This is a genomic window from Chitinophaga sp. (genome assembly GCF_039596455.1).
Taxonomy (GTDB): Bacteria; Bacteroidota; Bacteroidia; order Chitinophagales; family Chitinophagaceae; genus Chitinophaga.
Genome location: NZ_JBCNJR010000003.1, coordinates 404,940 through 427,354, shown reverse-complemented (window position 1 = coordinate 427,354; position 22,415 = coordinate 404,940). Strand labels below are relative to the sequence as shown.

The 22,415-nt window shown below is 51.0% G+C and carries 24 protein-coding genes; 10 read left to right on the top strand and 14 right to left on the bottom strand.

Translation table 11 applies throughout. From position 1 onward, the window contains the following. Position 1 precedes the first annotated feature (1 nt). Together ABDW36_RS14500 and ABDW36_RS14495 are read left to right on the top strand one after the other, a co-directional pair. Positions 2-475 (top strand): metallophosphoesterase family protein, encoded by a 474-nt coding sequence (locus tag ABDW36_RS14500; RefSeq protein WP_343702630.1) that lies wholly within the window; start codon positions 2-4, stop codon positions 473-475. A gap of 27 nt (positions 476-502) precedes the next feature. After that, a complete protein-coding gene (locus ABDW36_RS14495; RefSeq protein ID WP_343702629.1) occupies positions 503-1,537 on the top strand; it encodes a DUF4421 domain-containing protein in 1,035 nt (344 codons plus the stop codon). On the opposite strand, the gene ABDW36_RS14490 is transcribed toward ABDW36_RS14495, so the two are convergent. After that, positions 1,534-2,163, bottom strand: coding sequence for a hypothetical protein (locus ABDW36_RS14490; RefSeq protein ID WP_343702628.1), 630 nt, complete (start codon positions 2,161-2,163; stop codon positions 1,534-1,536). The genes ABDW36_RS14495 and ABDW36_RS14490 overlap by 4 nt on opposite strands. A 106-nt stretch (positions 2,164-2,269) precedes the next feature. Beyond that, positions 2,270-4,543: an aconitate hydratase gene (locus ABDW36_RS14485; protein ID WP_343702627.1), complete on the bottom strand. Its 2,274-nt coding sequence runs from the start codon at positions 4,541-4,543 to the stop codon at positions 2,270-2,272. A 204-nt stretch (positions 4,544-4,747) separates the two neighbouring features. Here ABDW36_RS14485 and ABDW36_RS14480 point away from each other — a divergent pair, with 204 nt between their 5' ends. Beyond that, positions 4,748-4,969, top strand: coding sequence for a PspC domain-containing protein (locus ABDW36_RS14480; protein ID WP_123844707.1), 222 nt, complete (start codon positions 4,748-4,750; stop codon positions 4,967-4,969). Positions 4,970-5,121: 152 nt separating this feature from the next. Next, the gene (locus tag ABDW36_RS14475; protein WP_343702626.1) at positions 5,122-5,940 is read left to right on the top strand and encodes a DUF4382 domain-containing protein; all 819 of its coding nucleotides are present in this window, start codon (positions 5,122-5,124) and stop codon (positions 5,938-5,940) included. 65 nt (positions 5,941-6,005) lie between these two features. Here ABDW36_RS14475 and ABDW36_RS14470 read toward each other — a convergent pair whose 3' ends face one another. Beyond that, positions 6,006-6,380 carry a hypothetical protein gene (locus ABDW36_RS14470; protein WP_343702625.1) on the bottom strand — a complete coding sequence of 125 codons (375 nt, stop codon included), beginning with the start codon at positions 6,378-6,380 and terminating at the stop codon, positions 6,006-6,008. 73 nt (positions 6,381-6,453) lie between these two features. Further along, the gene (gene kdsA / locus ABDW36_RS14465) at positions 6,454-7,272 is read right to left on the bottom strand and encodes a 3-deoxy-8-phosphooctulonate synthase (RefSeq protein WP_343702624.1); all 819 of its coding nucleotides are present in this window, start codon (positions 7,270-7,272) and stop codon (positions 6,454-6,456) included. 160 nt (positions 7,273-7,432) lie between these two features. Between kdsA and ABDW36_RS14460 the strand changes: the two genes are divergently transcribed. Continuing rightward, positions 7,433-8,392, top strand: a complete 960-nt coding sequence (locus tag ABDW36_RS14460) for an NAD-dependent epimerase/dehydratase family protein (RefSeq protein ID WP_343702623.1) — start codon at positions 7,433-7,435, stop codon at positions 8,390-8,392. A 191-nt stretch (positions 8,393-8,583) separates the two neighbouring features. After that, positions 8,584-10,203 (top strand): hypothetical protein, encoded by a 1,620-nt coding sequence (locus ABDW36_RS14455; protein WP_343702622.1) that lies wholly within the window; start codon positions 8,584-8,586, stop codon positions 10,201-10,203. A gap of 73 nt (positions 10,204-10,276) precedes the next feature. On the opposite strand, the gene ABDW36_RS14450 is transcribed toward ABDW36_RS14455, so the two are convergent. From ABDW36_RS14450 to ABDW36_RS14440, 3 genes are read right to left on the bottom strand one after another with little or no spacing between them, the layout of a single operon-like run. Next, complete coding sequence (locus ABDW36_RS14450; RefSeq protein WP_343702621.1) at positions 10,277-11,521, bottom strand: GTP-binding protein; 1,245 nt, start codon at positions 11,519-11,521, stop codon at positions 10,277-10,279. A gap of 17 nt (positions 11,522-11,538) precedes the next feature. Then, positions 11,539-12,444, bottom strand: coding sequence for a sulfate adenylyltransferase subunit CysD (gene cysD / locus ABDW36_RS14445; RefSeq protein WP_343702620.1), 906 nt, complete (start codon positions 12,442-12,444; stop codon positions 11,539-11,541). Between the two features lie 20 nt (positions 12,445-12,464). Further along, positions 12,465-13,154: a phosphoadenylyl-sulfate reductase gene (locus tag ABDW36_RS14440; protein ID WP_343702619.1), complete on the bottom strand. Its 690-nt coding sequence runs from the start codon at positions 13,152-13,154 to the stop codon at positions 12,465-12,467. 463 nt (positions 13,155-13,617) lie between these two features. On the opposite strand from ABDW36_RS14440, the gene ABDW36_RS14435 reads away from it, so the two are divergent. Continuing rightward, positions 13,618-14,541: a hypothetical protein gene (locus ABDW36_RS14435; RefSeq protein ID WP_343702618.1), complete on the top strand. Its 924-nt coding sequence runs from the start codon at positions 13,618-13,620 to the stop codon at positions 14,539-14,541. 103 nt (positions 14,542-14,644) lie between these two features. Here the strand turns inward: ABDW36_RS14435 and ABDW36_RS14430 are convergent, their stop codons facing one another. The 7 genes from ABDW36_RS14430 to ABDW36_RS14400 all read right to left on the bottom strand — a co-directional run bounded on the left by ABDW36_RS14430 (position 14,645) and on the right by ABDW36_RS14400 (position 19,271). Continuing rightward, positions 14,645-15,061, bottom strand: coding sequence for an Rrf2 family transcriptional regulator (locus ABDW36_RS14430; RefSeq protein ID WP_343702617.1), 417 nt, complete (start codon positions 15,059-15,061; stop codon positions 14,645-14,647). A gap of 76 nt (positions 15,062-15,137) precedes the next feature. Next, positions 15,138-15,854, bottom strand: coding sequence for a 4-hydroxy-tetrahydrodipicolinate reductase (gene dapB / locus ABDW36_RS14425; RefSeq protein ID WP_343702616.1), 717 nt, complete (start codon positions 15,852-15,854; stop codon positions 15,138-15,140). 20 nt (positions 15,855-15,874) lie between these two features. Beyond that, positions 15,875-16,555, bottom strand: a complete 681-nt coding sequence (locus tag ABDW36_RS14420; protein ID WP_343702615.1) for a DUF5683 domain-containing protein — start codon at positions 16,553-16,555, stop codon at positions 15,875-15,877. Next, the gene (locus ABDW36_RS14415) at positions 16,545-17,462 is read right to left on the bottom strand and encodes a ParB/RepB/Spo0J family partition protein (RefSeq protein ID WP_343702614.1); all 918 of its coding nucleotides are present in this window, start codon (positions 17,460-17,462) and stop codon (positions 16,545-16,547) included. The genes ABDW36_RS14420 and ABDW36_RS14415 overlap by 11 nt, the downstream gene beginning before the upstream one ends. Further along, a complete protein-coding gene (locus tag ABDW36_RS14410) occupies positions 17,446-18,267 on the bottom strand; it encodes an AAA family ATPase (RefSeq protein ID WP_343702613.1) in 822 nt (273 codons plus the stop codon). The genes ABDW36_RS14415 and ABDW36_RS14410 overlap by 17 nt, the downstream gene beginning before the upstream one ends. A gap of 45 nt (positions 18,268-18,312) precedes the next feature. Then, complete coding sequence (locus ABDW36_RS14405; RefSeq protein WP_343702612.1) at positions 18,313-18,993, bottom strand: metal-dependent hydrolase; 681 nt, start codon at positions 18,991-18,993, stop codon at positions 18,313-18,315. 80 nt (positions 18,994-19,073) lie between these two features. Next, the gene (locus tag ABDW36_RS14400; protein ID WP_343702611.1) at positions 19,074-19,271 is read right to left on the bottom strand and encodes a hypothetical protein; all 198 of its coding nucleotides are present in this window, start codon (positions 19,269-19,271) and stop codon (positions 19,074-19,076) included. Positions 19,272-19,284: 13 nt separating this feature from the next. Here ABDW36_RS14400 and ABDW36_RS14395 point away from each other — a divergent pair, with 13 nt between their 5' ends. From ABDW36_RS14395 to ABDW36_RS14385, 3 genes are all read left to right on the top strand, one after another. Next, entirely contained in the window at positions 19,285-20,517 is a 1,233-nt protein-coding gene (locus tag ABDW36_RS14395; RefSeq protein ID WP_343702610.1) for a metallophosphoesterase, read from the top strand. 83 nt (positions 20,518-20,600) lie between these two features. Next, positions 20,601-21,581 carry a hypothetical protein gene (locus ABDW36_RS14390; RefSeq protein ID WP_343702609.1) on the top strand — a complete coding sequence of 327 codons (981 nt, stop codon included), beginning with the start codon at positions 20,601-20,603 and terminating at the stop codon, positions 21,579-21,581. A gap of 118 nt (positions 21,582-21,699) precedes the next feature. Further along, a complete protein-coding gene (locus tag ABDW36_RS14385) occupies positions 21,700-22,314 on the top strand; it encodes a porin family protein (RefSeq protein ID WP_343702608.1) in 615 nt (204 codons plus the stop codon). Positions 22,315-22,415: the final 101 nt, after the last annotated feature.

Sequence of the window (22,415 nt, the reverse complement as noted above, 5' to 3'; positions counted from 1 at the left end):
GATGTCTGACACACACGGGTACCTGCACCCGCAGGTGTTCAAATATTTTGCGGAAGTAGATGAGATATGGCATGCCGGAGATTTTGGCAGCGTAGCGCTGGCAGACGAGCTGGAAGCGTTCAAGCCGCTCCGCGCCGTGTATGGAAATATAGACGGGCAGGATATCCGTATCCGTTACCCGGAGCATAACCTGTTTATCTGCGAAGGAGTGAAAGTCTGGATGACGCACATCGGCGGTTACCCACCCAAATACACGCCCGCGCTGAAGCCCCATATCCGGCAGAAAAAGCCGCAGCTTTATATCACCGGCCACTCCCACATTTTGAAAGTAATACCTGACCCTTCATTACAGCTGTTGCACATCAACCCGGGTGCATGCGGCAAACAGGGCTGGCACAAAGTAAAGACCCTGGTGCGCTTCCAGCTGGACAATGGCGAGATCAAAGCGCTGGAAGTGATAGAATTGCCGGATTAGCGTATATTTATAGAGCGACTGTTGCTTATGAAGTTATTACCGGTAGTACTGCTGACTGTTTGTATGTTGCCTGCCCGTGTAGCCACGGCCCAAAAAATATTGCAACTGCTGCAGGTGAACAATGATTCCAGCTATATAGAAGACCATACGGATAAGCTTACCCTGCGCCTCTTCGGCTCGCGGAAATACACGTATTACGATATGGCAGACAGAGGGTTGAAAGAACGCGTGCGTTACCGCCCCAATATGGCCAACAACATAGGTGTGGGGGCTGCTTACAAATTCATCAATCTCAACTTCGCCTTCAACCTTCCTTTCATCAATGATGATGACGATACTTACGGCAATACAAAGTTCCTCGACCTGCAGGCGCATTTGTACCTGCGCAAGCTGGTAGTTGATTTCTATGGCCAGTACTATAAAGGTTATTACGAAGCCGCGCCGGAAAAGCGCATCAGCAATGCATTAACACGCCCGCCGGTATCTTTCAGGCCGGATATATTCAACACAGACCTGGGGTTGCATGTGCAATATATTTTTAACGACGAGCGCTTTTCTTATCGCGCTGCCTTTATGCAGAACGAGTACCAGAAAAAAAGCGCCGGGTCTTTCCTGGCAGGCGGTGAGATATTTACATGGCAGTTGCGTGGAGACTCTGCATTGATACCTGCCAGCCTCAACGTACCCGGCTTTTTTGGGGATGATCCGTTCAAAGCTACTTATACGGTGGGTTTTGCGGCCAATGCCGGTTACGCCTATACGCTGGTGCTGGCCAAATATTTTTTTGTGACCGCTTCCGTATCAGCCGGTGCAGGTCTTAACCATACCCGCCTGCGTTATAGCGACGGGCGCTCCAGCACCACCGGCTGGGGCTGGCAGTTTAACAATACGGTGCGGCTGGCGGCCGGGTATAATTCCAGCCGCTATTTTATAGGCCTGCATTATACAGACATGATCACCCGCAGCAATGCGCCGCTGCCGCGCGCGCACCAGGTGTTTGGCACCGGTAACCTGCGGTTCAGTATTGCGCGGAGGCTGACCCTGAAAAAGCCGCTCTTTTAAAGCCCCTCCAATTCACGCTCCATATTCTCCCTTGCTTTCTGTTCGTACTTTTCCCGGAATGCGGGCGTTTTGTAAATGTGGGTCTGGCCCAGGAAATGCTGCAGCACTTTTTTCCTGCCTTTGCGGTACATAAAATCAGGATAAAGCCAGTATTCTTTTCTCACCATTTTTGTATAGGTGTTGTATTGTGCCGGCTGCGCGCCCAGTATGTGGAGGTCAAAATCAAGGAGGTAATCCAGGTCAGGGTCTGCCAGCGGGTTCAGATGCCCGGCAGTAGCGGCAATATAGCCGTAAATTTTTTGCTGGCGGTCAGCAGGCAGGCTGGTATTTTTCAGGAAATGGAGGGCCTCCTGCGCACTTTTTTCTTCATTGTCTTTATGCGTAACGCTGTAGATAATATCGTGGAAAAAGATGGCGTACAGCAGGCTGTCATTGTCGATAATGAGCGGGGCGTATTGCTGCTGCAGGCAAAGCAGGTTGCTCAGATGCTCCAGGTTGTGATAATGGCGCCCTGCCTCGGAATATTGCCGGATGATCTTCTCTATGCCGGCCTGCGCAACTTCCGTGGTAGCGCCTGTTTTGTTAGCCAGCTGCATCCAGTGCTCTTTGATCTCTGCAATTTGCATATTGTACAGGGTGGGTTCTCCCAATATTTGCAAATAACGGGCCAGCGGGCAAGAAAAAGCCCCGTTCCGGAGGGAACGGGGCCATATAAAAAGTGTTAAAGGCCTGTTATTTTTTTGCAGCTGCAAATTGGGCCCTGATCACGTTTAACGCACCACCTGCTTTGAACCACTCGATTTGTTGTTCATTGTAGGTGTGGTTAACAGTGATGCTGTCTTTGCTGCCGTCTTTGTGGTTGAGCACAACGGTGAGCGGTTTGCCCGGAGCAAATTCTGTGAGGCCCAGGATGTCTATGCTGTCATCCTCCTGGACCTTTTCATAATCGTCCTTATCATTAAAGGTAAGGGCCAGCATGCCTTGTTTTTTCAGGTTGGTTTCGTGTATCCTGGCAAAAGATTTCACCAGTATGGCACGAACGCCCAGGTGGCGGGGCTCCATGGCGGCGTGCTCGCGGCTGGAGCCTTCACCATAGTTTTCGTCACCTACTACTACAGAGCCTAGTTTGGCGGCCTTGTAAGCGCGCTGGGTGGCAGGCACTGCACCGTATTCGCCGGTGAGTTGGTTCTTAACGGTATCTGTTTTGTCGTTGAACGCGTTGATAGCGCCAATGAGCATGTTGTTGGAGATATTGTCCAGGTGGCCGCGATATTTCAGCCAGGGGCCTGCCATGGAGATGTGGTCAGTAGTACACTTGCCTTTGGCCTTGATGAGCAGTTTCAGCCCTTTCAGGTCAGTACCTTCCCAGGCGGAGAACGCTTCCAGCAGCTGCAGGCGGTCTGAAGTGGGAGATACAATTACCTGTACGCCGCTGCCGTCTTCAGCAGGGGCCTGGTAACCGGCGTCTTTCACGTCAAAGCCCTGGGGCGGCAGTTCAAAACCGGTAGGCTCGTCCAGTTGCACTTCCTGGCCTTTTTTGTTCTTCAGCTTGTCCGTTAAGGGGTTGAAGGTGAGAGAACCGGCAATGGCCAGCGCGGTCACAATTTCGGGAGAAGCAACAAAGGCGTGGGTAGAGGCCAGGCCGTCGTTACGCTTCGCGAAGTTGCGGTTGAAGGAAGTGATGATGGAGTTTTTGCGGTTAGGATCGTCTATATGACGGGCCCATTGACCAATGCAGGGGCCGCAGGCGTTAGCCAGCACCACGCCGCCGATCTGGTCAAACGTGTTCAGCAGGCCGTCCCTTTCAATGGTGTAACGTACCAGTTCTGAACCGGGAGTGATGGTAAATTCGGAATGTACTTCCAGGTCTTTATCGATAGCCTGCTTTGCCAGTGAGGCGGAGCGGCTGATGTCTTCGTAGGAAGAGTTGGTGCAGGAGCCGATGAGGGCTACTTCCAGCTTTTCAGGCCAGTTGTTTTCTTTTACGGCTTGTGCAAATTTGGAGATGGGCCATGCCAGGTCTGGCGTGAAGGGGCCGTTTACATAAGGCTCCAGCTCGTCCAGGTTGATCTCGATCACCTGGTCATAGAATTTGGAAGGGTCTGCATATACCGCCTCATCGGGCCGCAGGTGCTCTCTTACACCGTCTGCCAGCTGGGCTACTTCTGTACGGCCCGTAATTTTCAGGTAGTCAGACATTTTGGTGTCGTACGCAAATACGGAGCAGGTAGCGCCTATTTCCGCACCCATGTTACAAATGGTGCCTTTACCGGTGGCGCTCAGGCTGTCTGCCCCTTCGCCAAAGTATTCCACGATGCAGCCGGTACCGCCTTTTACGGTGAGGATGCCAGCCACGCGGAGGATCACGTCTTTCGGAGAGGCCCAGCCGCTCAGTTTGCCCGTGAGCTTCACACCGATCAGTTTCGGCATTTTCAGCTCCCAGGGAAGACCTGCCATCACGTCTACCGCGTCAGCACCACCCACGCCAATGGCCAGCATGCCCAAACCGCCTGCATTGGGGGTGTGGGAGTCCGTACCGATCATGAGGCCGCCGGGAAACGCATAGTTTTCCAGCACTACCTGGTGAATGATACCGGCGCCGGGCTTCCAGAAACCGATGCCGTATTTATCAGAAATAGAGGCCAGAAAATCATAAACTTCCTTGTTGGTGTCGATAGCTGTGGCCAGATCCGCCGCAGCGCCCGTTTTAGCCTGTATCAGGTGGTCACAGTGAACGGTGGAAGGCACCGCCACCTTGTCACGCCCGCAGGTCATGAACTGCAAAAGCGCCATCTGCGCGGTGGCGTCCTGCATGGCTACGCGGTCAGGGGCAAACTCCACATAAGATTTACCTCTTTCATAAGAAGAAGTGGTAGGTGCGTACAGGTGAGCGTAGAGGATCTTTTCGGCCAATGTAAGCGGGCGACCTAATAACTTCCGGGTTGCTTCTACTTTCCCGGGCAGCTCCGCATACAATTTTTTAATCATTTCAATATCAAACACCATGGAAATAAATAATTTAAGAGCGATTACATTAAAAATTGCACCGCGAAGTTAATCATTTTCGTAAAGTTTTTAAAGTTAAGCATCACGGTTGTTCCGGGAATTTTCATTTGCTATTTTCTTTGATTTGGAATAAATTTGATATATGAAACCGGGCATGATTTATGTCGGTTACATCCAAGATCGTTGAAAAGACAAACATTACTGATGAATAAGATCAAAGACTTTGTAGAATGGAAGGCCTTTGGTGTGTGTGCGGCCCTGGGTGAAAAATTAGGCATCGCCACCTCCAGGATCCGCATCTTTTTTATTTATGCCACCTTTCTGACAATGGGATCACCCCTGATAGTTTACATGATCCTGGCCTTCTGGATGAATATCAAAAATTACATCTCCAAAGCACGCAGAAACCCGCTGCGTTATCTTTAAAACATATATTTTTCTTTCTTAATCTTCTTCTTTACAGGCGTTTACGGAAGAGTGGAAAAGTTTATTTATGACCCCGTTAAACTTTTCCCAAAACTGTTGTTCTAATCTTGTAACGTGGGTGTGATAGATCACGTAAACCATTAAACAAGTATATGACGACACCTTTTCTGACATTGAAGAACCTGGCGCTTGGCGCCCTGCTGCTGGGTGGGATGGGCTTTATGGCCTCCTGCAGCGAAACTGACGGCAATCCGAACGAAGGCAAGGCCAGATTACAGATCGCATTGACAGACGATCCGGGAGACTACCAGGAAGTATGGATCGACGTAAAAGACATCCGCATCAACGTATCTGACGCGGACGATCAAAACTGGACCAGCCTGCCTGGCGTTCACCCCGGTATGTACAACCTGCTGGATCTGGTGAATGACAAAGACACCATTCTGGCAGATGCCGAAATACCCAGCGGCCGTCTCAGCCAAATCAGGCTGGTGCTGGGAGAGAACAACTACATCATCACCAACCGGGGCGAAAAACTGATGCTGACCACGCCCAGCGCGCAGCAATCAGGCCTGAAGCTGAACATTCACCAGCCGGTGATTGGCGGTATCATCAACAAGCTTACCCTCGACTTTGACGTGGCCAAATCTATTGTGGAAGCAGGCAACAGCGGAAAGTACATTCTGAAACCCGTGATCCGCGCAGTACTGGAAGCAGTAGGCGGTAACATTAAAGGGTCCGTGCTGCCTGATACGGTACAAACGGCCGTCTTGGCCATCCGCGGTACAGATACCATTGCCAGCACCTACACCGCCGCCGGTGGCTACGTGCTGAGAGGTATTGAAGCCGGTACCTATTCCATGCATTACCTGCCGGTAGACACTACCTTCCTGCCGTTAGTAAAAGACGGTGTAACTGTTACCCTGGGCCAGGTAACTACGGTAGATACGGTGAGACTGCAAAAGAAGTAAAATATTTGCTGCGCATACCAATGAAGAACCGTTCCGGCGTGAGCTGGAACGGTTTTTTTTATGTCCTAATCGAGGTGGTACAAAGTCATTCCCTGGTAGTGGTTCTGTAACTGGTGCACCATGAGGCTGCCGGGAATATTGCGGGTTTCGTCACGGTAGTGCAGCACCGTATGCGGGTCGCTGCCATTGGGCAGTTGTACGGTGAACGGCCCCCGCTCATAGCCGTTGTCCGTTTTCTTGAACTTGAGCCTGATCAGCTGTTCCTCTGTGAGGGGAATGGGGAAAAGATCTTCCGGGGAATACCAGATCTCCTGTTCTCCGTGCAGTACGCAGGCTTGCCTGTTGTCTACGTCTATCTGCACAATGTTGCCTTCGGTCAATTGTTCCTCAAATTTCGCCAGCACTATATCACCGACTTTTAATTCTGAAAAATTAATCATGGTGCTATTTAATTAGTGTAGTTGAATATAGCGAAAAAAGTAATGACAACCAACACTAAAGGCCGGGAACGATTTAGCCCTTTACTGCTTCCCGCAGCCTTACCAGCTCTTCCAGCAGCGGCTCCAGCAGGTCAAGCCGGAGCATGTTGGCGCCGTCTGACTTGGCTTTGGCGGGTTCCGGATGGGTTTCGATGAACAGGCCGTCTGCCCCGGTGGCAATAGCCGCCTTGGCAATGGTGCCGATCATTTTAGGATTGCCCCCGGTTACGCCGCTGGTCTGGTTGGGCTGCTGCAGGGAGTGGGTGCAATCCATCACCACCGGTACGCCATGGCCTTTCATGATGGGAATATTCCGGTAATCCACCACCAGGTCCTGATAACCGAAAGTAGTGCCTCTTTCCGTCAGCAAAATATGTTCGTTGCCCGCCTGCCTGATCTTTTCCACGGCAAACTTCATGGCGTCTCCGCTTACGAACTGGCCTTTTTTCACGTTCACCACCTTGCCGGTGTCTGCGGCAGCCAGCAGAATATCTGTTTGCCGGCAGAGGAAGGCCGGTATCTGCAGCACGTCTACATAAGCAGCCGCCATGGCCGCTTCGGCTGCCGAATGAATATCTGAAGTAACGGGGAGGTTGAAGGTTTGCCCCACTTTTTGCAGCAGGTCAAGCCCTTCCACATCGCCAATACCGGTGAAAGAATTAATGCTGGTGCGGTTGGCCTTGCGGTAGGAGGCCTTGAACACATAGGGAATGTTCAGGCGCTTGCAGATGGCAGACACCTTTTCCGCCACGCCCATCACCAGGTCTTCGTCTTCTATTACACAGGGGCCGGCAATCAGGAAGAAGTTTTCAGGATTATATTGTTCTTTGAACAGTGATTTTAAAGTTTTCATGGCGCAAAATTAAAGTTATTTCCCGACTTGGCTCCTGATAATACCCCAACGAATTGCAACCTGCAGAGCGGCAAATTGTTATTGTATTGTCATTGTTTGGAACGGCAATTCATCTAATATTGCCGCATGCCGTTAATTTGACAACAATTTTTAAACCTTTATGAAGAAAGATAAAATACTGGTAATAGGCGCCTGCGGACAAATAGGCGTAGAGCTGACCCTGGCACTGCGTAAAATGTACGGAGACAATAACGTGGTGGCCTCGGACCTGCGCGAGGAGCATGAGCTGCTGAAGGGTACCGGCCCTTATGTATCTCTGGACGTGATGAACAAGGAAATGCTGCACGTGCTGGTGATACGCCACAATATTACCCAGGTTTATCTGCTGGCCGCCATACTCTCCGCCACCGGTGAAAAGAACCCCCTGCTGGCCTGGCACATTAACATGCAAAGCCTGCTGAACGTGCTGGACATTGCCAAGGAAGAGGGGCTCGACAAAATTTACTGGCCCAGCTCCATTGCCGTGTTCGGCCCTGATTCTCCCAAAGAGACCACGCCTCAGCACACCATCATAGAGCCTACCACCATTTATGGCATTAGCAAATTTGCAGGGGAGCGGTGGTGTGAGTACTACAATCACCGCTACGGTATAGACGTACGCAGCCTGCGCTACCCCGGCCTCATCAGCTACAAAAGCGCGCCCGGCGGCGGTACAACGGACTATGCTGTGGAGATCTATCACGAAGCGCTGGAGGAGGGGCATTATAAATGTTTCCTCAACGAAAACACCTACCTGCCCATGATGTACATGCCTGACGCTATCCGCGCTACCATAGAACTGATGGAGGCAGACAGCGCCCGTATCAGCGTACGCTCTGCGTATAACCTTTCGGGTATGAGCTTTTCCCCGAAAGAGATTGCAGGGGCCATTCAGCAGCACATTCCCGGCTTTACCATCAGTTACGAACCGGATTACCGGCAGGAGATAGCCAATAGTTGGCCGCAGAGCATAGATGATAGCCTGGCCGCCAAAGACTGGGGCTGGAAACCGCAGTATGACCTGCAAAAAATGACGGAAGACATGCTGAAGAACCTGAAAAAGCAGAAAGGGATGAAATAACGTGAAGGCTGCAACAAAACAGAAGGTTACAACATAACGGGGTTGATCAAAAAATATTGATCAGCCCCGTTTCTATTCCGGGCAGCTCTCCGTCCGGCAGATCTGTACCCCAGGGTTAATCCCTTTCATGATGACCGTTCAGATATATATATTATTTAAATTTAGTATATTGCAGGAAATCCTATGAAAGCATGAAAACCGCCCTATGCCTGTTCATGCTGGCTGGCGTGCCTCTGATGGGCCTGGCCCAGCCGGTTGTGAAACCAGATGCCCAAAAAGTCTATCATATGACTCACCACAGCGCCGCAGGCAGTTGCGTGACCACCCTTGCTGAAGGCCCGGCCTTCCCGGAGCCGGCGGAAGGCATTGCCCGTGTGCTGCAGCTTAAAAACGGCAATACGCTCTTTGTTCATTTTTCCCAAAAACAGGGCGTGAACGTGCAACTGTACAACACAGCCCGCCAGTTACAGGATAGCACGCTGGCCGGTTACAGGGCCTCCAGCCTGGATGCTGCTTTTGAATCAGGTGAAGATGCTACGCTGCTGGTGAGCGACCGGTCTACCAAACGTCCCGTTTTGCTGCGCCTGCGCGTAAGCGGTGAAACCGGCCGCCTGCTACGGCAGGATACGGTGGCCCATCTTGACAAGGTCAACCTGCGCAAAAGGAAGATCACCACCAGCTCGGATTTCCTGGTCATCAAAGACCCGTACAGCGAAAGTTATGCCGTATGGATGTACTATAATTCAGACAACCCGCAGGACGGAGGCTATGAAGTGGTACACTTTGCCGCTGACCACCATGAGATCAGTCGCGCCCGTTTTTCCGGCAGCAGGGACGACAGGCGTTTCCGTTATTGGGACATGGCGGTGATAGGAGACAAGATGCTTTGCATCCTGGGCATGGAGCAGAATGCCCTCTTTGAAACGGCCAGCACTGAAATGAAGCTGGCCACGCTGGATAGCGGGCATGTTTTTTTCAGCTTCCGTGAGCTGCCTTTCCCCAAAGGCATGCCCATACAAGGCGGTTTTATAAAACATCATCCTTACAACAATCAGCTCATTTTACTGCAGGCCGGTGTAAACGAAGAAAAGAAAACGGCTACCTGGCTTAGCACCGTGCGGCTTGACAGTATGATCATTTCCGCCGCTGCGGAAATTGTTCCGGAGAGGGTAAACCTCAAAAGCCTGGAGGTGTTCGGCCCCAAAGCTGCCTATGAAGGAGTACCGCAGAACGTGATCGTGAAAAAGGATGGCAGCTATACCATTATCTTTGAAGAGCTGAATAACCATATGCGGCTGGTGAACGGCACGCCTGTAGTGGTCAGCACCATTCTGGCCAATGTGGCCGTGATGGACTTTGACGCAGCAGGAAAGCCCCTGCGCAGCTGGATGATCCCGAAGAAACAGATGAACCCCGGTGTGATCATGAAAGCATTTTACCAGAAGAACCGGGAGAACGCCATCGAAAAACTGAACTGGGCAGACCAGTACAAATTCTTCACCTATATTCCGGGCAGCCAACGGGACTATATTTTTATGAATGACCTGGAAGAGAACAATCACCGGCTTGAAAAAGGCAAGCTCGCCATTCTGCGGGACGCCCGCGATGCCCAGGGTTTTTACTACGCGCTGGAGGGGAAGGAGATCATCCCTTCAAGAGATGCGGTATTTGATGCCGGCGCCAAACTGCCCGGCCCCGTGGCATTGTTTGCCATTGCAGACTATGATCCGAACACAGGTACCCTGGTTACGCTGAAGCGCACGTTGGATAACCGGAAGGCGGTACAACTGGTGTGGCTGGAAGTGAATTGACGCCACATATAAAGGCAAAAGCCGGAAGCAGCAGGCCTCCGGCTTTTTTATTCCAGTTGATAAATATGCGGTGTTATTCCACAAACCCCACGGCTACGGTAGCATTGCTAAACTCGTCTACCAGTATGAAAGTGCCGTTGGCAGGGTTGGAAGCGTAGGTGTCTGCAAATACAGGCTGCGCTGTTTTCAGTGTTATTCTGCCAATATCGTTCAGGCCCATTTCCGTTTTGTCCTGCACCAGGTTAGTGGTTACTTCAATAACATTGTGCAGCTGCTGTACCTTGACCTTGATGCGGTTGGCGCCGTGCTGCAGCAGGTAGGTTTTACCGGCGGTGAGCTTCTGCTGGTCCATCCAGCAGATCTGCGCGGCAATTTCCTTGCGGCCATCGGGAATGGCATCTGGCGTTACCAGCAGGTTGCCGCGGCTGATGTCTATCTCGTCTTCCAGCGTGATCACCACGCTTTCCCCCGCATGCGCGGAAGGCAGCTGCTGTTCAAATTTTTCGATAGACTTGATTTTGCTGCGCTGGCCGTTGGGCAGCGAAACAATTTCAGCGCCTACGTGAAAGCTGCCGCTGGCCACTTTACCGGCAAAGCCCCGGAAATCATGATGTTGCTCGGTTTTAGGCCGTATCACGTACTGCACCGGGAAGCGGGCAGGGTGAACGCGGTCATTCTCGTCAAACGTGATCTGCTCCAGGTATTCCAGCAACGGGCCGTCTTTATACCAGCCGATCTTTTCCGTTTTGGTCACCACGTTCTCGCCATACAGCGAAGAAATAGGCACAAACTTCACGGTTTTATCTTCATAGAAAGAACCTTTCAGCAGTTGCTGGAAGTCTTCTACTATCTGGTTGAAACGGGCTTCGTCATACTCCACCAGGTCCATTTTATTGATACATACTACCAGGTGCGGAATACGCAGCATGCATGCAATAAAGAAGTGGCGGTAGGTTTGTTCCACAATGCCTTTGCGGGCATCTATGAGAATAAGTGATACCTGTGCCGTAGATGCGCCCGTAACCATGTTGCGGGTGTACTCAAAGTGGCCCGGAGTATCAGCAATAATGTATTTGCGGTTGGGTGTTGAAAAGTAAATGTGCGCCACGTCAATGGTGATGCCTTGTTCCCTTTCCGCTATCAGCCCGTCAGTCAGCAGCGATAGGTCTGTAAAGTCAAGCCCCTTGCGTTTGCTGGCCGCCTGGAGGGCTTCCATTTTATCTTGTGTAATAGATTTTGTATCGTACAGCAAACGCCCGATGAGGGTGCTTTTGCCATCATCAACACTACCGGAGGTGGTTATACGTAAAACGTCCATGTTCTCTTGTTATAAGCTTAAAAATACCCCGCCTGCTTGCGTTTTTCCATGGCAGCTTCGGAGCGTTTGTCGTCAATACGGGCGCCTCTTTCAGAGATTTTGGCGGCCAGTATTTCCGTGATGATGTCTTCCAGTTTATCTGCTTCAGAGAGCACCGCGGCCGTACAGGTCATATCGCCCACCGTGCGGAAGCGTACTTTGGAGCGGAAGGGCACTTCTTCTTCCGTGGTGTTGAGAAATTCGGAGTAGGGCCAGTACATCCCGTCACGTTCAATGATCTCTCTTTCGTGAGAGAAGTAAATGGAGGGGATGGCGAGGTTTTCTTCGCGGATGTAGTTCCACACGTCCAGTTCCGTCCAATTGGAGATGGGGAACACCCTTACGTTTTCACCGATGTTGATCTTGCCGTTCAGCATATCGAACAGTTCAGGGCGTTGTATCTTGGCGTTCCACTGGCCGAACTCGTCGCGTACGGAAAATATCCTTTCCTTGGCGCGGGCCTTTTCCTCATCGCGGCGGGCGCCGCCAATGCAGGCGTCAAATTTGAGCTCTTCTATTGCATCCAGCAGGGTAACTGTTTGCAGGGCGTTGCGGCTGGCGTATTTGCCGGTCTCTTCTTTTACCTTGCCCTGGTCAATGCTATCCTGTACATTGCGTACAATCAGGTCGAGACCGAGGGATTCTACCAGCCAGTCACGGAACTGTATGGTTTCCGGGAAGTTGTGGCCGGTATCAACATGCAGCAGGGGAAAGGGGATTTTGCCCGGGTGAAAGGCCTTTTGGGCCAGGCGTACCAGGGTAATGGAGTCCTTTCCACCGGAAAAGAGGATGGCAGGCCGTTCAAACTGCGCGGCTGTTTCGCGGAGGATGTATATTGCCTCATCTTCCAGCGCTCTCGGAAATTGCCATTGAATACTACTCATATAAAGATGTTATACTTTGATCAACTTGCGTGCAAACCACATTCTTTCTGGGAGCTTTCCCACCACCAGCGGCCGGCGCGGGGATGTTCTCCCGGCTCTATGGCGCGGGTGCAGGGGGCGCAACCTATGCTGACAAAACCTTTGTCGTGCAGCCGGTTATAGGGCACGTTGTTTTTCTCCAGGTATGCAACCATTTCTTCAAACGTCCAATGGATGAGGGGATTGTATTTATAAAGCTGGCGGGTTTCATCCCATTCCAGTACCGGCATATTGTGCCGGTTCTCGCTCTGCTCGGCGCGCAGCCCGGTTATCCAAACCTTTGTGCCTTGCAAGGCCCTGTTCAGGGGCACTACTTTACGGATGTAGCAGCACTCTTTGCGGTTTTCCACAGACTCATAAAAACTGTTCATGCCCTTTTCTTTCACCAGAGCCTCTACTGCGGCCGTTTCGGGAAAATATATCTCGAAAGGTTGTTTGTAGCGGGCCCGGGTAAGGTCCATGAGGTCGTACGTTTCCTGGAAGAGCCGCCCTGTGTCAAGCGTAAATACGCGAACAGGCAACTGGTTGCGCCAGATGATGTCTGCCAGCACCTGGTCTTCCTGGCCAAAAGAAGTGGAAAAAGCTACTGCACCCGGAAATTCTTCCGTCAGTATGCGTATTCCCGTGGCTATATCCGTTTGCTGGGCAATAAGCCCTGTTAAATCTTTCATGTAATGCTTCCTCTACCGGATAACAAAAATACATAAATCCTATAAAAAAGATAGACTAAAATGTTTGACGGGGAAAAAAAGTGGGAAACGGGGGATGCAGGGCTTGTTTGAGGGCGAGGAGGGGCCGGAGGGGTGGGGGGACGGGTATACCCGATGGGATGTATGGGGAGTGTTTTAAAGAGCAGGGCAAGCAAAAAGCCCCGGACACTCCGGGGCTTTTGCCAACTTTCCTGGGGAACGAAAAAAATCTTTAAACCTGAAAAACACAGACATCTCCCGGAATGCTATTGGTCAACCATTTCTTTAAGATTATTAAACCCCACCAGTCGGGTGAAAGGCGTTTGCCTTTTTTCGCGGGGGACCATCACCTTCCGGTAATTGCCTGCCTCAAAAGTACAGCGGCCCCCAGGCGGGCGCAATACCTACAACTGAGTATTTTTAGTAGATTTAAGAAAACTTACCTATGAAAAGAATACTTTATGCATTGATGTTGATCCAGCCTTTATTTGTTTGTGCCCAGGATCTTCAAACAGTAACTGACTCCGGCAATTCCACCAATAACCTGCTGCGGCTTACTGGCGTAGGCAAAGTACCTGTTACCGGAAAGGGACTGGAACTATATACATACGGCCCTGATAATCAAGGTATTATTCAGGTGTATGACAGGGATCTTAACCTGCCGATGCGGCTGGTATTGCAGCCGAACGCTTCGTCCGTCACTTCAATTCATCCGGCAGGCGGGCGCTTGCTTGTCAATGGTGCGGCAGATGATCCCGGTGCGGCTCTGGTCGTCAACGGCCTCTCTACGTTTTCGTCAACGTTGGGGCCTGTAAAGAGAGGTGTGTCTATTTTCAGTGACGAATTGAACAGTGGCCGCACAGTGCTGTGTATGGACGCAAATGGCGGAGATTGTGTAGGGATGGATTATTTCTTTGTTGAACATCTTTCCGGCGTCAATGGCACGCGGTTTTCCAACGCCGCTACCGTTCCGCTGATTTTTGCCACCAATGCCACCGACCGCATGATCATTGATGGAAACGGGAATGTGGGCATCGGTACACTCTCGCCCGGCTCACGGTTATCAGTAAATGGTACGGTGCATGCCACTAAAATGAGGGTAACACAATCCCTTTGGCCGGATTTTGTGTTTCATGCATCTTACCACCTCCCTTCTCTGCATGAACTGGAGCAGTTTATCCGGAAAAATAAACACCTGCCGGACATGCCGACAGAAGCCGAAGTGAAACAAAACGGGGTAGACCTGGGAGACACACAGGCAAAGCTGTTGCAGAAAATAGAAGAACTGACCTTGTACATTATTGATCTTAACAAAAAGGTGGAACAACAACAGGCACAAATAAAATCTCTGCAGGAAGAAAGGTTGTAGCCTGGCTGTCATGCAAAACCGGTTATGCATCGGGGGTAACAGCAAGGCACAAAAAAGGGAAAGACCGGCGGCCTTTCCCTGCTTATAACCCATATAAAATAACTTAATCCTTTGTCAGGATATCTTTTAACGACTTGTTTTCCAGTAGTTTAAGTGTGGCGTCTCTCACCCTGCTCATCACTTCGTGCAACCCGCAAACCGCCTCATTCTTGCAATTTTCACAGCGTTCATAGTAGTTGAGGCTTACACAGGGGAGCAGGGCAATAGGCCCATCCAGCAACCTGATAATGCGCGCCATCGGTATTTCCTTGGGCGGGCGCATCAGGTAATAACCGCCGCCTTTACCTTTTTTGCTGCCTAAAATACCCGCATTTTTTAACTCCAGCAGAATGTTTTCCAGGAATTTGATGGAAATGTTCTTTTCGGCCGCTATCTCTGAAATGAGAATGGGGCCCTTATCAACGTTCTCTGCCAGGTATATTAATGCGTGAAACGCGTACTGTGTTTTTTTAGATAGCATATTTGGTAATAGATCTTCTGTAATTGCACTCTCAAAATACAAAGATAACAAAAAACCGGCGGCTTTCGGGGGCTGCCTAGAGGCTGAGCACGTCTTTCATGCTGAAAATGCCCTTTTTACCCTTCAGCCATTCCGCGGCGGTTACAGCACCGGCGGCAAAGCCTTCGCGGGAGTGGGCGGTATGGGTAATGGTGATGCTGTCTATCGGTGAGTCATATTGAATAATATGGGTGCCTGGGGCCGGGTCTGTCCTTTCAGACACAATGCCCAGCAAGGCGGGGTCTTGCGTGGTTTCGTTCACCCAGCCGGTTTTGGCGGGCTGTTTTTCCAGTATCTGTTCCGCCAGGGTGATGGCGGTGCCGCTGGGGGCGTCCTTTTTCTGGGTATGGTGTATTTCCACCATGCTTACATTGTAAGCGCCCTGGGGGGCCATCAGCTCTGCCAGCCGGCGGTTCAGCTCAAAAAAGATATTAACCCCCACGCTGAAATTACTTGCGTACAGGAAAGCCTGGTGCTGCTCCAGGCACTGGGCCTTTACGGCAGGCAGCTTTTCCAGCCAGCCGGTGGTGCCGCATACTACGGGCACATTGGCGGCGAAACACTTCAAAATGTTGTGGTAGGCGGTTTCGGGTGTGGTGAACTCAATGGCCACGTCTGCCTGCTGCAGGTGCTCTTTTTCAAGCAGTTGCGGGCTGTTGATGTCTATCCTGAGTACAATTTCATGGCCGCGGTTTTGTGCAATGGCTTCAATGGCCTTGCCCATTTTACCGTATCCTATTAATGCTATCTTCATAATCTGTGTGTGTCTGAATTTTATCTGAAAGCCAGTCCCGGCTTTGCTTTGCGGGGCCCCAGAGAGAGGCGCAGGCCAAGGCCGGGGGTGCGGTTGTTCAGCAGGGTGGGAGAAATGCGGATGCTAAGGTCGTCACTGATATCGAACTGCCGGAGGTGCGCAAACACGGTGGCATCCACAATATTGAGGGCGTATGCGGCCACAAACACCAGTACGGAATAGTCCACATACTGCCGGTAAGCGTCACGCAGGTACGTAAGGTCCGAATTGGTATAGTTCGGGTATTCGTCTTTGAAGTTCGGGTTGTTTTGATTGGCCCTCCGCAGGCGATAGGCATCCCGGAACTCCTTATACTTGTCCATGTTCCAGATGAACACTCCGGTGCTGACGCCAAGCGCCGCATATACCAGCGGCACCTTCCAGTACTCGCGGTTATATATTTGTCCAAGTCCCGGCAGCACGGCAGAATAAAACGCGGCCTTGCGGGGGCTGTGGAGCGCTTTGTAGTTAACGGGGAGGGTGTCAATCACAGAAGGGTCTACTATCACGGTGTCACGCTGAACGGGCATTGCATTGCGGCGTGCAAGGGAATCCCTGATCATGCGGTTGCCCGTTGTGTCCTGTGCATGGCTTGTGATGGCGGGTAAGAATAACAGGCACAACAGGGTATATACAAGAATGTACCCTGTTTTATTTTTCACCGTATAATGATAATTTTTCCAGGATGCTGTCCAGCTCTTCGTCTGAATAAAACTCTATGTTAATGCTTCCTTTCCCGTTCTTGCTCCTTTCCAGGTTTACCTTGGTGGAAAAATGAGAGGCCAGGTTATCCTGGATCTTCTGATAGGCCGGCGGCAGGGTGTTCTTAACGGGCTTTTTTACGTTCCCCTTGTCTATATGGTTCACTTTCCGCACCAGTTCTTCTGTCTGGCGTACGGAAAGCCCGTTTTTCATGATCTCGCCGAAAATGTACAGCTGTTTTTCCACGTTTTCCACGCCAATGAGGGTACGGGCGTGGCCCATGCTCAGCTTGGCGTTGCGCACGGCCACCTGAATGTCTGGCGGCAGCTTCAGCAGGCGTATGTAGTTGGTAACGGTACTGCGTTCTTTCCCCATGCGGTCTGCCACCTGTTCCTGTGTGAGAGACACTTCTTCCATCAGGCGTTTGTAGCTGAGGGCTATTTCTATAGCGTTCAGGTTTTCGCGCTGCAGGTTCTCCAGCAGGGCCAGTTCCAGCAGCTCCTGGTCGTTAGCCTGGCGCACATAAGCCGGAATATCTTTCAGGCCGGCCATTTTGCTGGCGCGGAAACGGCGTTCCCCGGCTATCAGCTGGTATTTTTTGCCCAGCTTGGCCACAGTAACGGGCTGAATAATATCGTGCAGCTTGATGGACTGGCTTAGCTCCTGCAATGCCTGTTCATCAAAGTCCCTGCGCGGCTGTTTCGGATTGACCTCTATCAGGTCCAAAGGAATGCGCTCTATGCCGGTGGCCTGCGCCACTACCTGCTCGGCCAGTGCGCCGGAGGTTTGCTTCAGGTCTGTGTCTATGTTTTGCAGCAGCGAGCGGATGCCTTTCCCCAGCGCCTCTTTCTTACTCGGATTGGTCATCGTTAATAGCTAGAATTTTATCTTCTGTTTTGATCTTTGTAAAGTTATGCTTTTGAAGGATTTCCTTCGCCAGGTTCAGGTAGTTGATGGCGCCGGTGCTCATAGCGTCGTACATGATCACTGACTTGCCGAAGCTGGGCGCTTCACCCAGTTTGGTATTGCGGTGAATGATGGTGTTGAACACACTTTCCTCAAAGTGTTGTTTCACCTCGTCTACCACCTGGTTGCTCAGGCGCAGACGGCCATCGTACATGGTCATCAGGATGCCTTCTATTTCGAGGTCCGTATTTAACCGGCTCTGTACTATCTTGATGGTATTGAGCAGCTTGCCCAGACCTTCCAGCGCAAAGAACTCGCACTGTACGGGAATGATCACGGAGTGGGATGCCACGAGGGCGTTTACCGTGATGAGGCCCAGGGAGGGGGAGCAGTCTACAATAATGAAATCATAATCTCCCGCCACGGAATCTATCACGTTTTTCATCACCCTTTCCCGGTTGGGGTGGTTGATGAGCTCCAGTTCCGCGCCTACCAGGTCTATGTGGGAGGGCAATACCTTCAGATTAGGGGTGTCTGACTCCAGTAGCACGTCACGTGCCTGCACGTCGTTCACCATACAGTCGTACAGGCTCTGCTGGATGTTGCGGAGGTCAAAACCCAGCCCCGTGGTGCTGTTGGCCTGAGGGTCCGCATCTACCAGCAGTGTTTTGTACTCCAGTACCGCCAGGCTGCTGGCCAGGTTGATAGCGCTGGTTGTTTTCCCCACGCCCCCTTTCTGATTGGCGATTGCAATGATTCTTGCCATTTTTTCTGTCTTAAATTCTAAGGTTGAATAGGATAATAGGACCTGCTAGATGTCAATTGTTTCACCGATAGCCGGCAGCAGCAGGGTAAGGCCCGCTGCCTCGAACTTCCGGGTGGCATCTGCTTTATCTATCTTGATATAGCCGAACGTGTCGTAATGAACGCCCACAATACGGCCGCATTCTATAAATTCTGCTGCTATAATGGCATCTTCAACGCCCATGGTGAAGTTATCACCTATGGGCAACACGGCAAAGTCCAGTTTGGCCCAGCGGGGTATCAGCTCCATGTCAAAGGTGAGCGCCGTATCCCCGGCAAAGTAAAAAGTACCTTCGTCTGTAGTGAAAATGAAACCCAGCGGGTTACCGCCGTAGGTTCCGTCTGGCAGGCCGCTGGAGTGATGGGCCACTACGCACTTCACTGTTCCGAAGTCAAACGCCCATTTTCCACCGGTGTTCATGGGATGGACCTTCTCATGCCCCTGCTTGCGTACCCATTCCACCAACTCAAAAGCGCCCACTACGGTAGCGCCTGTTCTCTTTGCCAGGTCCATCAGGTCACCTACGTGGTCACTGTGACCGTGTGAAACAAAAATATAATCCGCCTCAATACGATTGACATCTATTGAACGGGCCAGCTCGTTATGGGTTATAAACGGATCAAAAACTATTTTCTTGCCTTTTACCTCTACAGCAAAGCTGGAATGGCCGTAATAGGTGAATTTCATATCGCAATAATATATTATAATAACTGAATCGGACAAAAATACAACGAATAGCTAAAATATGGGGCAAGCCCTCCATTTATTTATTCACACCGGTTTTTGGGGAAAAGTAGCGGTTTTTTTCCGCCGGTTTGCAATTTTTCAGTCACATGATCGTCTACAAAGGCAGCAAAAAGCCCCCAACCGGCAGGATTGTGGTAAATTTGCTGTTCCATTTTTTTAAAAACCATTGATTGATACATTGTTATGCGTGCAGGACCCGGACTTTTATCTTCTATCATACTGATATTCATTATGGTAGCCATGGATGCCTACGTGTTTGTGGCTATCCGTTCCATGATGGCGGCTGCCTCCCCTAAATGGAGGACCATCGTTTTCAGCCTGTACTGGCTTACTTCGGCTGTTGTACTGGCTTCCATTGTGTTCTATTCCCGCATACCCTGGGAAAAGTTCATGATGGCCCGCTCTTATTACCTCACCTTTGCCTTCGGGCTGTTTTTTGCCAAAGCGCTGGTCATTGTGTTCCTCCTGGCTGATGATGGCCGCCGCGCCATTATGTGGATAGTGGAAAGAATGCGTTCCGCCCCCGCCGTAGCTGCCGCAGAAGGCAACCGTGAAGTGGAAGGCATCACCCGCTCCCAGTTCCTCATGAAAACAGGGCTGCTGCTGGGCGGTACCATGCTGGGCACGCTGTTATACGGTCTTAGCAACAAGTATAACTATCATGTAAGGAAGATCAGGCTCACGTTCAAAAACCTGCCGGAAGCCTTCAGAGGCCTCAAAATAGTGCAGATATCTGACGTGCACTCCGGCAGCTTCACTGATAAACAGGCGGTGATGAGAGGCATTGAGCTGATCCGCGCCCAACAACCTGACCTGGTGGTATTTACGGGAGACCTGGTGAACGACCGGGCAGATGAAATGGAGGATTATATTTCCGTATTCAGCGAAATAAAAGCGCCCTACGGCGTGTATTCCACGCTGGGCAACCACGACTACGGGGATTATTTCCCCTGGCCGGATTATGACGCCAACCGCCACAGCGAAATGAAGGTCAGGAACCTGGAACGCCTCAAGGCCATACATGGGGAAATGGGCTGGAAATTGCTGATGAATGAGCATGCAGTGCTGGAAAGGAACGGCGAAAAAATAGCCCTGCTGGGCGTGGAAAACTGGAGCATGAACCCCCGTTTTCCCCGGAAGGGAGACCTGGCCGCCGCTCATGCCGGCTGCGCGGAAGTTCCCTTCAAGATATTGCTCTCCCATGACCCCACCCATTGGGACGGGCAGGTACGGACAAATTACCCCGACATTGACCTGATGCTGGCCGGCCATACTCACGGCATGCAGTTCGGTGTGGAAATTCCCTTCCTCAAATGGAGCCCCGCCCAATACATCTATAAGCAATGGGCGGGCCTGTACCAGGATGGAAAGCAGAGCCTTTACGTGAACCGCGGCTATGGCTTCCTGGGGTATCCGGGCAGGGTGGGCATCATGCCTGAAATAACCGTAATAGAACTGGTATAAACAGCTGTAAAGGAAACGGCCGGTTGCCACAGCAGCCGGCCGTTTTTTTGTTTATCTTGCAGGCAGCCCAAGGGCGTGTTTATATGCGGTACCATATCATTTTTTTGCTGCTCCTCTGCGCTGCCCGCCCGGCAGCAGGCCAGTCCCTGGCTGACCTGGAAAGGCAGCTGGATTCCTTATTGAACCGGGAAGCAAAGAGTGAAGTGGTGATAGGCCTCGGCTTTGGCAACAATCCTGCCTATGGCGGCAAATCTACCGACCCGTTCCGCCCCATTACCATGAAGCCTTTTCTTTCTCCCAACGTATCTTACAACCACAAAAGCGGCCTTTTTGCTTCAGCGTATGCCTACTACCTGCTGAATGCTGAACGCAAGCCCTGGTTTGAAATGGACCTCAGCGCCGGGTACGACTATACGAAGAACCGCAACTTCCTGACCGGTATTTCCTATACGCGTTATTTTTATGCGGATTCTTCTGACATTCCGGCCACACCCATTACCAATGAGGCCTTTGCTTATTTCTTTTACCGCAAATGGTGGCTGGAGCCAGGCCTGAGCTTCGATTTTGGCTGGGGCAGGTACAGGGAAAGATCCGTTTCCGACGGAACTGAATATACCGTTACCGGCAGCGATTTCAATATTATTGCAGACCTGCGCCATTCTTTTATTTACATGGACCTGCTGAAGGCTGATGATGCCATCCTCATTATGCCCGTAGCCTCTTTTACCATGGGCACGGCCAATTATTACAGTAACCTCAAAAGCACGAAATATGTATCCCGCTCAAAAATGATAGAAAAACAAAAAAAACAGAAAGACAGGGAGAGAGGCAGAGGCAATGGTAATGGCAACGGGAACGGGAATAACCCGCAACCCGAAGAAGAGGTACTTACGTTGAGCGATAATACGGGTTTCCGCCCCAGGGCGGTAGACCTGGGCGTGCGCATTTCCTACATCATTGGCAGGGTGGCCATCTCTCCATCCTATACCGTTTTCAAGCTGCTGCAGGGCAGCGATACTGGGCTGACGGGGTACTTTACCGCCAGCGTCAGCGTTACTTTATAAGTATTTAGCATGGATTTTGCACTTACGTGTAGGGGGAGCAGGTTTTTCCTGCGTCTTACATGTGGAAAGTACTCATTATCAAGATAAATTAAAGAGCTTAACACTAAACAAAACAAATATGAAAAAACTGTTTTTCGCCTTGGCAGTCATCACCTGCGCCACCGTATCCACCGTTAGTGCTCAAAAGATGATCAGATTTGGTATTAAAGGAGGTGCGAACCTCGGTAAAATAGATGGTACCGGTTACGACGAAAGTTTTAAACTTGGCTACCACCTGGGCGGCTTTGCCCAGATCAATCTGGTGAAAGGTTTCGGTATACAGCCGGAACTGATATTTTCCACCTCAAAGGCAGAAGTAAAAAACACCGCAGAGTTTGAGGCAGACAATGAATTTCAGAACCTGAAAGACAACAAGCCTAACCTCAACTACCTGAGCATACCGGTATTGGCCAACATTGACCTGGGTTCTCCCCGCTTCAAACTGCAGGTAGGGCCCCAGTTCAGCATCCTGACCAGCAAAAAGAAAAATGTGTTCCAGGAAGGAAGGGAAGCCTTTAAATCAGGCGACTTTTCAGCCGTGGGCGGCCTCTGGCTGCAATTGCCCATTGTTAACATCAGCGCCCGCTACGTTATAGGCCTTTCCAATGTGAGTGACGTAACGGCTTCCAATGCCGTGAACCCGGACACCTGGAAAAACCAGGCCATCCAGCTGGGAGTTGGTATTACGCTCTAGTAACAACTTTTGTTATCCTGCATCTGTTGAAAAGGATATCCGTTTTTCGGGTATCCTTTTTTTTATACCTTTCAGCATGGCATCAAAGTTGACTATATAGG